9 protein-coding genes and 1 riboswitch are annotated in these 15998 nt (G+C 55.1%); of the genes, 8 read left to right on the top strand and 1 reads right to left on the bottom strand.

The window, feature by feature from the left end; genetic code table 11:
* Positions 1–49: 49 nt before the first annotated feature.
* Positions 50–838: an archaetidylserine decarboxylase gene (gene asd, locus PD282_RS20155; protein ID WP_274652584.1), complete on the bottom strand. Its 789-nt coding sequence runs from the start codon at positions 836–838 to the stop codon at positions 50–52.
* 170 nt (positions 839–1008) lie between these two features.
* Between asd and PD282_RS20150 the strand changes: the two genes are divergently transcribed.
* The 8 genes from PD282_RS20150 (at position 1009) to PD282_RS20110 (ending at position 15997) form a co-directional block, all read left to right on the top strand.
* Positions 1009–1317, top strand: coding sequence for a hypothetical protein (locus PD282_RS20150; protein ID WP_274652582.1), 309 nt, complete (start codon positions 1009–1011; stop codon positions 1315–1317).
* Positions 1318–1579: 262 nt separating this feature from the next.
* Positions 1580–2746 (top strand): glycosyltransferase family 4 protein, encoded by a 1167-nt coding sequence (locus PD282_RS20145; protein ID WP_274652580.1) that lies wholly within the window; start codon positions 1580–1582, stop codon positions 2744–2746.
* A 224-nt stretch (positions 2747–2970) separates the two neighbouring features.
* Complete coding sequence (locus PD282_RS20140) at positions 2971–3915, top strand: copper amine oxidase N-terminal domain-containing protein (RefSeq protein ID WP_274652579.1); 945 nt, start codon at positions 2971–2973, stop codon at positions 3913–3915.
* A gap of 69 nt (positions 3916–3984) precedes the next feature.
* Positions 3985–10329: a CARDB domain-containing protein gene (locus PD282_RS20135; protein ID WP_274652578.1), complete on the top strand. Its 6345-nt coding sequence runs from the start codon at positions 3985–3987 to the stop codon at positions 10327–10329.
* 148 nt (positions 10330–10477) lie between these two features.
* Positions 10478–10586: riboswitch (TPP riboswitch) on the top strand.
* Positions 10587–10901: 315 nt separating this feature from the next.
* Positions 10902–12662, top strand: a complete 1761-nt coding sequence (gene thiC / locus PD282_RS20130) for a phosphomethylpyrimidine synthase ThiC (RefSeq protein WP_274652577.1) — start codon at positions 10902–10904, stop codon at positions 12660–12662.
* Positions 12655–14247 carry a ThiF family adenylyltransferase gene (locus tag PD282_RS27395; protein WP_338045209.1) on the top strand — a complete coding sequence of 531 codons (1593 nt, stop codon included), beginning with the start codon at positions 12655–12657 and terminating at the stop codon, positions 14245–14247. The genes thiC and PD282_RS27395 overlap by 8 nt, the downstream gene beginning before the upstream one ends.
* Positions 14244–15098 (top strand): thiamine phosphate synthase, encoded by an 855-nt coding sequence (gene thiE, locus PD282_RS20120; protein ID WP_338045208.1) that lies wholly within the window; start codon positions 14244–14246, stop codon positions 15096–15098. Before PD282_RS27395 ends, thiE begins: the two co-directional genes overlap by 4 nt.
* A 5-nt stretch (positions 15099–15103) precedes the next feature.
* A complete protein-coding gene (locus PD282_RS20110) occupies positions 15104–15997 on the top strand; it encodes a thiazole synthase (RefSeq protein ID WP_420832314.1) in 894 nt (297 codons plus the stop codon).
* Position 15998: the final 1 nt, after the last annotated feature.

Here is a 15998-nt window from a genome sequence, read left to right as displayed (position 1 = left end):
AAAGCGCCGGCGCTATTTTTTATTACAGGTAAAGGGATCTCAATAGATCTTATTCCGTTACCAGCATGCCGAGCTTTTCGCCCATCCGCACCTTCAGCCCCGGCTGCAAATCGTTCCGGGGGACAAACGTGCCGTCCTCGGTCAGCAGGACGACGGTGGAGCCGAATTCGAAGTAGGCAAGCTCTTCGCCTTTCGAGACCTGGTCACGCTTCGGCTCGGCGTATTTGATGCTGCTGACGTTCATGGCGCCAACCTTGACGACGGCCGCCTCGCCGCTGCCGTGCCGGATATAGGTGATGAGCCGCTCGTTGCGGCTGAGCACCCGGCGCATCTGCCGGAGGCCGAATTCGTTGACCGGGTACACTTTGCCGGGGACATGTTCCCGCTCCACAATGACGCCGTCCACGGGCGTATGGATTCGGTGGTAGTCGGTTGGACTCAAATAAAGAACGATATAATAGCCATCCTTATAGCTCTCGGTGCGCGGGGAACGGTTCAGCAGCTCGTCGATCGTATAATCCTGTCCTTTGACGTTCAGGATCGTTCCCGTCCGGATCGGGCCGGCCCCCGTAATTAGCGCGTCGACAGGGCTGATGAGCGCCGCCGGATCGGAGTCGACCGTTCGCATGCCGGGCTTCAGCCTTCTCGTAAAAAATTCGTTCAGCGTCGCATATTCGTCCAGCCGCTTTTCGGCTTCCTCCGTGCGGATTCCATACATTCGGGCAAATCTCGGGATAAAACGCCGGCTGGCAGGCGACTGGGCGAAACGGCCGGTCAACCGCGAAATCCATTTGCGGGAGCTAAGCTCGGTCATCAAACGAAGCAGCCAGTTGGCCATACCGGGAATTCACGTCCTTTCTCCTGTGAAACAGCATGCATACCCTGAAACTCTCCGACTAGTTTGACACATCGAGCCTTATTAATCAATAGAACGTACCAGGTATTGCTATTCCATCATGTTTAAGGAAACGGACGGAGGCGCATGCTGGCAATGGGGGTGAAAAAACGATGACGGTTTTATTAACATGCGTTTTCGCTGCGGCAGGCCTGCTGCTCCTTTGGCTGCGCGGTTTAAACCGCACCGCCCGGGCAATCGTCGACGGCGCTGCGGCGCTCGGCTTTCTGATTTTGTTCGTGCTCTCGGCCAAAAGCGTGCTGCTGACGCTGCTGCACGGCACCGTTTATTTAACGGAAGTGCACGGCTTTCTGCGGAAGCCGTTGTTTTTGCTCAGCGGGGCTTATCTGGGTCCCTATGTATTCGCATTAATTGCGGGCACGGCGTGGTCGGCGGGCAAACAGGCGGCAAGGCATTCGTAAAGGCATTCGTAAAGGCAGTCTGCTGTTACTGGCCGGGGCATCGAACGGACGGCGTGCCGCATGCAAATCCTTTGACTTTTTTCATCTGATCTGGCTGACGGACCGATTGGATAATACAGGGATATGGCTCAAAATACGAAGAAGTGTCCTTTTGTGCGCGACCAAGAAGCAAATGATGGGACAATGCCGGATTCGGCGGCGCACGCTGCTGCGTATGCTATAGCAACAAGCTTTCTGTTGAAGAGAGGAGTTGGTTGTTGGCATGCCGTCGCGACCGAAAATCGCCTTCGTGACGCCGGGGGCGTTTCCGCTGCCTTCCCCGAATAGCGGCTCCGTTGAGCGCGTCGTGGAAAAATTCGTCCCGCTGCTCGTTCCAACGATCGAGGCGCGGATTTACGGAAGACTGGGCGCGTCACTGCGCAGGAAAGGGATGCTCGGCGGCGCGGTGTGCGTGCGTTATCCGGCAGGGGACAAGAGCCGGTATGTCCTGAAGGTCGGCCGTTCGCTGAAACAGTACAATCCAGCCGTTACGCAGGTCGAGAACCGGCCCGGGCTGCTGCTGAAATTGAAAAAGATCCGGCCCGGAAGCCGTTTGTGGCTTCACCTGCACTCCGTAACGTTTATCAGCCGGAAGGCGATTCGGCCGGCGACCTTGAAACGAAGCTTCCGGGCAGCCGAGCGGATTATCGTGAACAGCGAATTTTTGCGCGATACGGTCGCTTCGCAGGCGCCGGAAATTGCGCATAAGCTGCGGGTCGTCTATCCCGGTGTCGATACCGGGCGGTTCATATCGCAATACAGTGGGCAGGGGAAGGCCCGCCGCGATCAGCTTCGGGAAGCCCGGGGCTGGAAGGGCAGAAACGTCATTTTATTCATGGGCCGGCTGCGGCGGATCAAGGGCGTTCATCATCTGCTGTCGATCATGCCCGAGCTGATCGCCCAACATCCGAACGTGCTGCTGGTGATCGTTGGCGGAGCCTTTTACGGCTCCCGGAGAGAAACACCATACGTGCGCGAGCTCCATCGCATGGGAAACCGGATGCGCAAACATGTGCAATTCGTTCCCTATGTGCCGCATTCCAAAGTGCAGGACTGGTTTTTGGGAGCAGACGTCGCCGCCGTGCCGTCGGACCGGCGGGAGGCCTTCGGCCTCGTCAACGTGGAAGCGATGGCCTGCGGGCTCCCGGTTGTCGCGACCCGCGCGGGAGGCATGAAGGAAATTATCGTGGACGGCGTTACAGGTTACCTGGTGGATCCGGAGCACCTCCGGGAGGAACTGAAAAACCGGCTGCTCACCCTGCTGAAGGATGACGCTTTGCGAAACAGCATGGGACAGCAGAGCAGGGCGCGGGTGGAGAAGCATTTTACCTGGCGCCATTCCGCCGACCGCTGGCTGGAGCTGCTTCGCGAAAGCGGGGAACAACTTTAAAAACAGGTCTTGAATTTTTGCCGCATGTGGCACTATAATTGGAAATAGATTTCGTAATTGTACCATTCCATGGAAACAGGAAGCACCTGTTTGCAGGCTTGTTTAAGCTTGCTGACGGTGCTTTTTTTATTGTTTTTTATGCCGGGACGAGGCGAGAGAGGGTAGAATGTGCCGAACAGATAACCGATAGAAGAACTATTCGAAATCAAGGGAGAGGTCTTTAGATGAAAAAACAAATAATTGCAACGCTGTTGGCATTGTCTTCGCTACTGTCCGTTGGAGTGGCAAATGCAGGTGCACCGATAAAAATCGTGAAATCCGATCTGCCGATCAAAGTTTTGTACAACGCAAGAAAACTTGCGTCTGATGTTGATCCGATCATTGTAAATGGAACGGTTCTGGTACCGATTCGTTTTGTTGCGCAGAAATTCGGCGCTTCCGTTCATCTCGATGGGAAACGAATTACGATCACGAAGGACGATAAGCAGCTTGTATTGAACATTGGCTCGAAAGACGCAACCATTAACGGTAAAGCACAACTGCTCGTTCAACCGGCCACGGTTATCAAAGGAAGGACGCTCGTGCCTATACGGGTGATAAGCGAAGGACTCGGATTGCCCGTTCGCTGGGATCCGGTTGCGCGATTCGTTTGGGTTGGAAATGAAGACATTCCTAACGCCAAGGATATTGCTAAAGAAGTCAATGTTGATCCATTCCGACCTTATTTTAGAGGGAGTGAGTCGATGTTAAATGTTTACGGCATCCCGGCTACGAATGCCTACATCCTAAAGGGTGAGGATTTTCCGGTCATAATTGGTGAATCCGTTTACTACCGAATGGATCTTGTGAAAGCTACAGACGGCAGTTCTTTCATCAAATATACGACTACGCAAGGTGGTGCGATGGGGGTTAATCTTTTTTATCTTATTAAAAAAGATTATGTGAAAGATTACACGATGAGGTTTCGCCCCGAAATTCCAAATTTACGCGAATCTATCGATGCGTTTCGAATTCATTATTATTCTGTTGTTGATTGGACAGATCGAGAAACAATTAAGGATGATCATTACGATAAATTTAAGATTAGCGATGCCGACTATATTGGAATGACGGCTGATATCACGGATAGAAGTTCCGATCCTGTTCTACTAGTTAATCCGTTTAAATAAGGTGATGCTGTGAAACGATGTTTAAATTTACTACTTATATTCTTGATCCTTGTAGGAATTATTCCACTTGTGGCTCCTATTCAAGCGGAAGCGGCACTTGGAGATAATGCGAGTGTTCAGACGATACTTGATAAAAATCAATTCGGTCAAGCCCGGTATTTTGCTGTGGCGTTTATGTATTACGAGGCTTGGAGTAAAAACGATGGGACATGGGACCCTGCAAAAGTGGGTCCCGGTTCCACGCCGAATGTTACTTTTCCATATACTTTTTCGTTTCCAGGGCGCAAGGTTCGCAATGTCATTATTTCAAAATATGATTATCAAGCAGATTCCACTGACTTATTTAATCGGTCACGGGCTGGTGATGCGAGCTATCGGCAGTATCAAAATTTTATAAGCACAAATATAAAGAATTACAATATCAGTAATAAAACTGGAATCGGGTCATCAACTATTAGTTTTACTGCTTCGGTTGATGCCCTGTTAGATTATCCTACTAAGCAAGTTTTTAATATGAATGCGCCTGGTAGTAACTATTGTCCAACAACTTGTACACCTTCAACGTTAATTTACCGTTATTTTATTCCGATTCTCATTGAATTCCAGTTAGACGGAAAGCTGGAGGTTCACCATTATACAACTGATGGGGCAAACATCGATAGCAGCTTTACGGATCAAAGTAGGGATATGCAACAAGGCTCACCCGTAAGCATTACGCCAGCGACTGATGCTGCTTACACCTATGCGGGCTACAAAAAAAGCACTGTCAGTCCTCCGACCTCGGGCGTCACTTTAACAACCGGAAGTCCGCCTATCTTTACCTATGACGGTACTTACGACAAATATTATTTGAACCTGTATTATACGAAAAAACAGGCTCAAACCGATAAACCCGATTTGGAAGCGACGAATATTTCGTCTTCGTCAGCCATTCAAGTCGGGCAGCCGACATCCTTTACGGGCACCTTTACCAACAACGGGACGAATATTAACACACCATTTAATGTCAAAGTGACGGATGAACGGGGGACCGTCGTAAAGCTTCAAACCTTCAGCAGTGCGGCGAGCGGTGCAACACTCCAATTGCCTTTTTCGTACACGTTTCCGAATACGAATTCCAAAACGTTTAAATTGTATGTGGACAGCGCCAATGCCGTTTCGGAATCGGACGAAACCAATAACGATGTGTCCGGAACGTTTACGCCCGGTCAATCTCCGGCACAAACTGACGTTACAGGCGATTTTGATGTACTGCCTAATACCATCACGTTCCGGGACCCATTTAAATTTCAGCCCAAAAATTTTCAGCTTCAAGGATGTACCTACCAATACCACTACTACAAAATCGAACGAAACGGTCTTTCTTGGACAAGCCCTAATGTTTACGGGCAAACGACAGCGACTTCTTTTACGAGAAGTACCTATCCGTCCGTCATCGGAGTCGGAACGCATGATGTTTATATGAGAATTGTTACAAGCTGCGGGACGACGAATTGGATCGGACCGAAACCGTTGGAGGTCACGTCGCCCACGACCAATCGCCCTCCGCAATTTCAAATTGCGTGGGTGCATCCTAATGCCGAAACGGTACCGGTCGATACCGCTGCCGAGGGACAAACGTTGAGTCTGGTTGTGATCCAAAATCCCACAATCCCGACGCCTTACGATCCGGACGGCGATTCGTGGACCTTTGACGGCTTTGATTTCGCCGGAAGCGGCGATGACTGGCTGCAACAAATCCCAGCGAAGTACCCGCAGCATCCGTATTTGTCTTATGAAAGCATTAAAATGGATGGAATCGGCTACCACCTGATTAAAGCGCAAATGCACGATCAATGGGGCGCGGTTGCTACCGCGTATGCCTCGATTACCGTTCTTCCGCCAAACCCCGTTCCCATCATCGACGGGCCGGAGAAGGTGGTGGAAGGCCGGCCTCTTTCCGAGCCGGTTACGGCGGATCGGAGCTACAGCCCGGCAGGCCGGAGCATTAATCACAGCCTTGATGAATGGACGAACAAAAAGGACGTCTATACGACGCCGGGTACTGAGATCATCAAGCTGGATGTGTATGACAGTATCGGATTAAAATCGCTTCAACCGGCGCAGCAGACGTTAACGGTTTTGGAGGACCTGCCGCCCGTCCCCGTGCTTCAATTTGCCTCGCCCTCCATTCGCGGCGCGACGACAACGTTCCAGGAGCGTTCGTACAGTCCGGACGGCGACAACATCGTTAAAACGGTTGTGTCGTATCGGCGGGATTCGGATAACGACGGCAATTTTGACGAGGAGACTGCGGTCAATGTGACGCTCGACGGCAGCCGAAACTTTACGCTGACGCCGACGAAAGTCGGTAAATACAAAATGACGGTTTATGTCAAAGAGGATTGGGGCAAAGACGCCAGCAAAGATTTTGATTTCGATGTGGTCAACACCAGTCCGAACGTATCGTTTGAGGTTTCGTCGGAAAGCAAATCCCCTGAGCCGATTGTGACCGTGCCGCTCAAGGCGAACGTACTGACGAATCCCGCAAGCGGATGGACAAACAGCGATTTCAGGAATGCATCGAAGCCGCCCAGCTGGGGGGTAAATCCAAGCAGCGGCGCACTTACGCTGGCCCAAACGTACAGGAATCGCTATTCGTTGTCACTCGGGCCGTCATCGAGTAATGTAACGATGATTCAAACGAACAATGAGTACCATGGTTATTACGCTAAACTTAACAACAATTATTATATTGGCACAAGTTATTGTGGGAATAGATGCCAGGTCCTTCGTGTTTACCGATGGACGAAAGATCCGGCGTCGACGATTGGAGGTTTCGGCGACAATGCGGTTGAAGTGGCGAAACATGATAACAACGGGGAGACCTACGGTGAAGGATTGGTCTATGTTGATTATTTAAACCAGATGGTTTATACCGAAACCCGTTCGCCAAGTTGCCGGATGGATCAACAGTGTAAAACCTTTGATACGTACAATCAATACACGTTTACGGACTTTATAAAGCCAGGAGGGACACCGATTCGGTCGTCCTCGGTCATGCGGATTAACGGCAGAATTTATGACGGGGCTGTTATGAAGCATTATGATAGTGCTTCTCCCCATTATGTTCCGCTGCCATACGGGGATGCCATTTTCGCTCTCGATGAGAACGCAGCCTATCCCAACTACCAAAAGAAATTTACGTATGCATGGGATAGCGAAGTACCGACATCCATTCAAACGCTGTATAGTTCAAATATTTATCAGAACCAACAGTACGATGCAACTTATAATTCAGATGATGCGGTGTCAGACAATCAATTAAAACAATATTCATTTTATTATCGCGACGGTACGGGCTCACAGGATTACGGATACATCATTTATAACCCTGTGACAGATAAAAACGAATATGGGGCAGGCGATTACAAAGAAAAAACTTCTGAAATTCAAGTGGGCTATTATTCTTCTCCCGAATCCTTAATCCCGAGCGGCGATGGGAAATATGTTATTGAGAGATATAGCAGTCCAGTGACCGTTTATCAGGCTTCGTCCGGCAAGAAAGTCAGCCATTTGCCCTCTGGGGAGAATTTTATGAATTTGACTGTGGATAATCGGCTGTTTTCCTCTACACCTATTGATACTTCAGGGAGGCAGACAATCAAGGAGTATCGATTGCAAAACGATGGCAGTTTATCGCTGCTCCAAAGCTTAGTGTTTAATCAAGCGGCTAGTGCCGGCACCGGGTCGGATAGTTTTAATGTCTATTCATCCACGCTAGATAACGGGAATAACTTTTATTACACGGTGTATGATCCCAATTTTACTGGCGTATCCGTGAAGCGAATGAATTTGGACACAGGGGCCGTTACAACACTTGCCACGGGAATACAAAAAGGGTCCAAAGAGGGTGTGGCTGACATTAATGTGCTGGATAACGGGGAACTGGAAGTCACCTTTTTCTATACATCCGGCTCGCTCTCTGGGCATGAACGCAGGATTTACATTGTACCGAACGATACTTCCCACAATAGGGATGGCTCGGACTCGCTTTTGTCTCAGAACCAATTATTGAGCGGGACTTCGATGAACAATATCCAGCTTCGGTACGCGATCCGGATGAATAGGAGCGTTTCCGGCAATGTGTTCTCCGGCTTCAGCTTCGGTGCCCAGGATAACTCGAATATGTATCGTGTCGAACAGAACCATGAAAAAATTCAGTTGACGAAAGTAGTCGGCGGCAAGCGGTATGTGCTGCAATCCGTGCCATATCCGTTTACCGATCATCAAACGTACGGCATCACCGTCTCCGATTTGGATCACCGGATTAAAGTCAGCGTCAACAATGTTCCGGTTATCGATTTGACGGATATGACCTATGACGGCGGGAAGTTCGGGCCGTTTGCGGAGCTGCCGGAAACCGAATTTCTGGCTATGAGCTTTGCGAACCTGGACGATCTTAGTTCGTCGTCCCATGTTAACGGCGTCGCCATCGTCGATCAGCCGGTTGTATATACCTTGACAAGCAGCGACCTTGAAAACGACCCGTTCATTTCGGATAAAACGGAATGGACGTACACGAAAACGGACGAAAAATTCCTGGATGCCGGAGACGGGAAATCCGGTCCGTCGCCGCTAGAGGGGAATCTATACCACGCTCCCGTCACGAAAATCGGTAAAGTGGGCGTGTACCAAATTACGGAGAAGACCGAGGACGATCCGAACCCGGATTATCCGTATCCTTCGATGACCTTTAACAGCTATCGTCAGCAATCGAATGTGGCGGTGAGGAACCTGATCGTGCATCGGCCTCCGGTCGTCGATTACGATCTTGGACTTAACCCGGATCATACGATCAAATGGACCGACCGCAGCCACGACCCGGACCGTTACTTAAGTTCAACAAATTTCTCGACGGAGAACACCGGAATCGATTATAAAGCGACCAAGGGCATTATGGAGAAAAGGTTTTATTACGTTACGCCGTCCGGCGATACGGTGCAGACGAAACTGGTGACGCCAACGGAAAAAGGGACTTATCTTGTGGGGATGGCCGTGAAGGACGAGTACGAAGCGTGGAGTCCATTTCTGGAGAAGTCCATCACCGTTAACGCGCTTCCGTCGCCTGACGACCCGCCGCAAGCGGGGTTTACGGTTACACCGGGCACGACGTACCGCGGGGTTAATGTGACGATGAATTCAACGGCCCGCGACAAAGAGGACGGCGGGCGCGAGAATTTACCGCACGAATATTACATCAAGAACGTAAACGGCGGCACCGAAACGCTGCAAAGCACGGCTCGAACGACGTGGACCAAATCGTTCAGCAGCTTGGGTACGTTTCAAATCCGGCAGGTCGTGGAGGATCATCTGGGCCAAGTCGACCAGTCCGTGCAAACCGTGAAAATCGTGAACCGAATTCCGGCTGCGAACGTTACGGACCCGGCCAGTTCGGACTCAAACAACCCGTCCAAGCTAACGGTTCTGCGGCCGACATTCCGGTGGACGTACGGCGACGCGGATTCCGATCCGGAGACTAAATACCAGATTAAAATTTACCGCTATGGCGGATATTTGGAGCAGGACTCCGGCATTCAATCCGGCAATGCCGTCTCTTGGGCTTCCGTCTCCGATTTGCCGGAGCATGTCAATCTGTATGTGCAGGTCAGAAGCTACGACGGCTACGATTGGAGCGACTGGAGCCCGGCGAAGTTTTTCTATATTGAAACGAATCGGCCCCCGGCCGCCGATTTTGACTGGGCGCCTAAGCCGGTTTACGAGGGCGATACGGTTGCGGTCAGTCTTGCGGTCGAAGATCCGGACAACGACAAGCTTGCCGTGCAGATGACGATGACCGGCCCCGACGGTGAAGTACAGACCTTCGGTGACAATCTCATGCCGCCATACGGGAAAACAGGCCCGGTGTTGAACGGCGTGAAGGCCGGCAATTATCGGCTGAAGCTGACCGTTTCGGACGGTAAAGCCGCGCCGGTTATCGTCGAAAAGACGCTGTCTGTGCTGCCGCTGTCCGTGACCGGACAAGTGAAGCATACCGTTTTGTGGGATGAGCGCCGAAAGCAGTACAACAAACAGGCAAGCGGCAGCGAGGACAGCCCGCGCGGGTACAACGTTTTTTGGGCCGGCGAGAAGTTCGTATTGGCTGCGAAAACCACGGAGACCGGCACGGCTACGATGACCGAGCGCGTGGAAGTCACGATGAACGGAACGACCGTCGGTCTGAAGACCGGCAGCCCGGCACAAACCGCATGGACCGGAGAAATGTGGGAGGAAAGCTACATCGACCTGCCGGACGGTCCGCTAACCTTTGTGTTCAAGGCGACCTATACGAACGGTACGGTTAAAACGGACAGCGTGACCGTTACGCTGGATGGCAACGTCCTGGAAACGGTCGGCGTGCATCGCAGGCAGTAGCGGGGCTTTGCGGCATGTACTGCGGTGTCCGTCCCGTCTTGAGAAGAGCGTCCGCCAATCGGCTGGCGCGCAGCTAGGGTCCGCTAGACTGCACAAGATCCCGAACAATTCTTGACAATCGTTTCCGCCAGCGGTATAGTCGTACCAGGAAATCCACTAGGGGCGCCCGCACGGGCTGAGATAAAGCGCTTGACCGCTTTGGTCCCTTTGAACCTGATCTGGGTTATGCCAGCGTAGGAAAGTGGGAACGTGTGCGACGAAAGGCATTCGGCGAAGACATGAGGCAAACGGATATTGCCTGCTAAGCCTGAATACCTTGACCCGGGAACGAAGCGACCGTTTCGTTTCCGCGGGATGGACCGCGACATGGACCGCTCCTTCGCCGGAGCGGTTTTTTTCGCTTTCGGCGGCAAGAGCGCGTTTCGGAAAAGTGTCGCTGCGGAAAACCGCCGGGCTTGCATCGGCGGACTAACGTATCTTTTTGGGAGTCCGGCGTTCGTAACAACATCCATTTCACCTTGCGAGCCTCCTGGGGGATTTTCCAATCCAACCCTTGGGAGGTTTTATTTGTTATGGCCATTTTGACGACGCCGCTGCCGGGAAGCCGGAAAGTTTATGTAGAAGGAAGCCGCCGCGATCTGCGCGTGCCGATGCGGGAAATTGAATTGAGCCCGAGCACGGGGCGATTCGGCGAAGAGCCGAATGAGGCGGTGCGCGTTTACGATGCCAGCGGGCCTTATACCGATACCGATTATTCCAGCGATGTCCGCAAAGGACTTCCGGAACTTCGACGTGCCTGGATCGAAGAAAGGGGAGACGTCGAGGCTTACGAGGGACGTTCGATTCTACCGCAGGATAACGGTTTTCATTCGGAGGATACGGCGACCGAGAAAGGCGCCGAAATTTTTCCCGGCCTCCATCGCAAGCCGCTTCGAGCCCGGGAAGGACGGAATGTGACGCAGCTTCATTACGCCCGTCAAGGTATCATAACGCCGGAAATGGAATTTATCGCCATACGCGAGGGGATGGATCCGGAATTCGTGCGCGACGAGGTGGCCGCGGGACGCGCCATCATACCGGCCAACATCAATCACCCGGAAAGCGAACCGATGATCATCGGCCGGCATTTTCATGTTAAGATCAACGCCAACATCGGCAATTCCGCCGTTGCGTCCTCCATCGAGGAGGAAGTGGAAAAAATGACGTGGGCGACCCGTTGGGGCGCCGATACGATCATGGACTTGTCGACCGGCAAAAACATCCATACGACGCGGGAATGGATCGTCCGCAATTCGCCGGTTCCGGTCGGCACGGTTCCGATTTACCAGGCGCTCGAGAAAGTGGACGGCAAAGCCGAGGACCTGTCGTGGGAGGTGTTCCGCGATACGCTGATCGAGCAGGCGGAGCAGGGCGTCGACTATTTTACGATCCATGCCGGGGTGCTGCTGCGCTACATACCGCTTACGGCGAAAAGAGTGACGGGCATCGTGTCGCGCGGCGGTTCGATTATGGCTGCGTGGTGCCTTGCGCATCACAAGGAAAATTTCCTGTATACGCATTTTGAGGAAATCTGCGAAATTATGAAGCGTTACGACGTCTCCTTTTCGCTTGGGGACGGCCTGCGGCCGGGTTCGATCGCCGATGCCAACGACGAGGCGCAGTTCGCCGAGCTGGATACGCTGGGCGAGCTGACCCACATCGCCTGGAAGCATGATGTGCAGGTGATGATCGAAGGACCCGGCCATGTGCCGATGCATTTGATCAAGGAAAATATGGACCGCCAGCTCGAGGTGTGCAAGGAAGCGCCGTTCTATACGCTCGGGCCGCTGACGACGGACATTGCGCCGGGCTATGACCATATCACTTCGGCGATCGGTGCGGCGATGATCGGCTGGTTCGGCACGGCGATGCTGTGCTACGTGACGCCGAAGGAGCATCTCGGGCTGCCGAACAAAGAAGACGTCAAGGAAGGGGTCATCACGTACAAAATCGCGGCTCATGCGGCCGACCTTGCGAAAGGTCACCCGCGCGCCCGTCTCCGCGACGACGCGCTCTCCAAAGCACGGTTCGAATTCCGCTGGCGCGACCAGTTCCATTTGTCGCTCGACCCGGAGCGGGCGATCTCGTACCACGACGAAACGCTCCCCGCCGAAGCGGCCAAATCGGCTCATTTCTGCTCGATGTGCGGACCGAAGTTTTGCAGCATGCGGATTACGCAGGACATCCGCGATTACGCGGCGGAGCACGGGATGGAAACGAAGGAAGCGATTGAAGCGGGCATGAAGGAAAAGTCGGATGCGTTCAAGGCGGCGGGCAGCTCGATTTATGCGTAACGAGCGGAAGTCCGCGGGCCCGGAACACGAGCTGACGGACAGCCGGCCGGACCTGGCCGCCGACCAGGATCAATGGGCGGACCGATATTCCCGGCAAACGCGGTTCACCCCGATCGGGGCGGCCGGCCAGCAGCGGCTCGGCGGAGCCTGCGTCCTGATTGTCGGCAGCGGGGCGCTTGGCGCCTCGCTGGCCCAGCATATGACGCGCGCCGGCATCGGCACGGTCCGCCTGGTCGACCGCGATTTTGTCGAGCCGAGCAATTTGCAGCGGCAGATGCTGTTCGACGAAGCCGATGCGCTGGCTTCGCTGCCGAAAGCGGTCGCCGCCGCTGCCAAGCTGCGCCGCATCAACAGCGAAATCGTCATCGAGCCGCATGTTGCCGATGTGACGGAGGACAATGTGGATACGCTGGCCGCCGGGGCCGATCTTGTGCTGGACGGGACGGATAACGCCCGAACGCGGCTCCTGCTGAGCGATGCCTGCTTCAAGCTCGGCATCCCGTTCCTGTACGGCGGGGTTGCCGGCGCGCAGGGCATGAGCGCCGTGCTTGTCCCCGGGGAAACGGCATGCCTCCGGTGCCTGATCGGCGGAACGGAGGACGGCGAAGCGGTCGATACGTGCGATACGGTCGGCGTCATTTCGCCGATTGTGGAATGGATCGCTGCGCTGCAGGCTGCCGAGGCGCTCAAATGGTTGAGCGGAAATCGGGGTGCGCTGCGCCGCACATGGCTGACGGCCGATCTGTGGCCGTTCCGCATTCATGAATCGGCGCTTCCGGGCCCGTCGGCGAGTTGCCCATGCTGCGGATTGGCGGAAATTAGCGCTTCCCAGCCAGGCACCAAGGAAATGGGGGCTTCCATTCGAGGGACAGAAGGAATGGGGGCTCCAATTCGAGCCGAACAAAAGCTGCCGGACGGGCAAACCGCCATCGAGCAGCGGAAGACGGCCCTGCGTACTAAGTCGGCCGAATCGGCCGGGCAGGATGCCGGTTCCTTGGAACCGGTCCCGGTCGCGGCAGAGCGCGGGAGAAATGGTATGGAACCGGCCGCGACAGAAAGCGGGAGAGCCGGTAAGGAACCGGACGCGGCAGAGCGCGAGCGAAATGGCATGGAACCGGGAGCGGCAGAGTGTGGGCGAACTGCTACGGAACCAGCTGCGGTTGTGCATGGGCAAACCGGTAAGGAACCGGTCCCGGCTGAGCGCGAGCGAAACGGCATGGAACCGGCGGGGCGCGATGCCGTGGAAAGCGACGCCGGGATTTACCCGGAACCGCCGCAATACGAGCCGGACCGTACGGCCGATCTGCCTCCGCGAAGCGCCGCGATTTGCGGCCGGGATTCGGTACAGGTGACAACGGACCGTTCCGTTGACCTGGAACGGCTGCAGGGCACGCTCGAATCGGCAGGCTGCGCCGTGACGTCGAACCCGTATTTGATCCGCGTTTCGGTCCCAGACGGGCTGCGGCTGGCTATTTTTCCGGATGGGCGCGTTCTCGTCCAGGGAACGCAGGATACGCGGCTTGCCGAGACGGTCTGCATGCGTTATTTGACGCCTCAGCGGATGGAAAGGAGCGAGACAGGTTGAAAAGGGACTGGAAAGATTTTCAGCTGTACGTCATCACCGGTGAAAATTATCATCCCGGCCGTCCGGTGACGGACGTGATGGAGCAGGCGCTGCTCGGCGGAGCGGATGTTGTGCAGCTGCGTTCGAAGGACGCGCCGAAGCGCGAACTGCTGGCCCAGGCTTATGCGCTGCGGGAGCTGACGCGCCGGTACGGCGTGCCGCTTATCGTGAATGATCATATCGATATCGCGCTGGCCGTGGAAGCCGACGGCGTCCATCTGGGGCAGGAGGATTTGCCGCTGGCCGAAGCAAGGAGCATCCTCGGTCCGGGCAAAATCATCGGCATCTCAACGCACAGCATCGGGCAGGCGCTGGAAGCGCAAGCGGCCGGGGCCGATTATATCGGCGTCGGTCCGGTCTACCCGACCGGGACGAAGCCCGGCCGGAAGGCGGTCACGACGTCATACGTCAAGGAAGCGGCCGGGCAGGTCGCCATACCGTTCGTCGCCATCGGCGGCATTACGCTGGACAATGTCGATGACGTCCTGGAGGCGGGCGCGCGCCGGATTTGCGCCGTTTCGGCCGTGGTCGGCAGCGAGGATGCCGCCGGTACATGCCGCGCTTTTTTGCACAAAATCCGGGCGAAGCAGACGGAAGCGGCACCGGCTGCCGCCATCGAGGTTCGGCTGAACGGCCGTCCGGAACGCACGACTTCGCGAAGCGTAGCCGAAATGATCGGGCAGCTCGGACTTGCGGGCAAACGAATCGTCGTGGAAATGAACGGAGCGATCGTCGCCAGGGAAGCCTGGGAGACGACGAAAATCGAAGAAGGCGCGGCGCTGGAGCTGGTGCATTTTGTCGGAGGAGGATGACGAACATGACCGATTGGAAAAGACCTGGCGACCCGCTTGTCATAGGGGGCAAGCGCCTGTTGTCCCGTTTGTTTCTCGGAACGGGCCGGTTTCCGAGCCCGGCCGTGCTGCAGCAGGCGCTGGCCGCGTCCGGCTCGGAGGTCGTGACCTTCGCGGTCCGCAGGGTTAACCTGGACGAAGTGGAGGACGACTCGGTTTTGCAGCATTTTGCGGACCGGGAGCTGACCTATTTGCCGAATACGTCGGGGGCGGCGAACGCCGACGAAGCGGTGCGGATCGCCATGCTGGCGCGAGCGGCCGGGCTCGGCAGCTGGATTAAAGTGGAAATCAGTGCCAATTCGCGGACGCTGCTGCCGGACCCGGTCGAGACGTTAAAGGCGACGGAACGCCTCGTCAAAGAAGGCTTTACCGTTCTGCCGTATACGTCGGACGATCCGATTTTGTGCAAAAGGCTGGAGGAAGCCGGAGCGTCCGCGGTTATGCCGGGCGGCGCGCCGATCGGCACGGGGCTCGGCATCCTGAACCCGTACAACATCGGGCTGATCGCCGAGGAAGCCGGCGTGCCGATCATTGTCGACGCGGGCATCGGATCCGCGGTTGACGTCGTCCAGGCGCTGGAGCTCGGAGCGAGCGGCATTCTCGTCAATACGCCGGTCGCCAAGGCGCAGGACCCGGCCGCAATGGCGGCTGCGATGCGGATGGCGGTCGAAGCCGGCCGCTTGGCGTACCTGGCCGGGCGCATTCCAAAGAAGCGGTACGCCTCCGCCAGCAGCATGGAAGAGGGCGTATCCAAGCCGACGATTCAGGCTGCCGGGACAAAAGACAACCCGGCTTACGCCGGTGCGGCGCCGGCAGCCGGAGCAGGTCTGCCCGCTGCCGCAGCCGAAAGGGGCGTCTGAG

This window comes from Paenibacillus humicola (assembly GCF_028826105.1).
Taxonomy (GTDB): domain Bacteria; phylum Bacillota; class Bacilli; order Paenibacillales; family Paenibacillaceae; genus Paenibacillus_Z; species Paenibacillus_Z humicola.
This window is presented reverse-complemented; position numbering and strand designations above follow the sequence as displayed.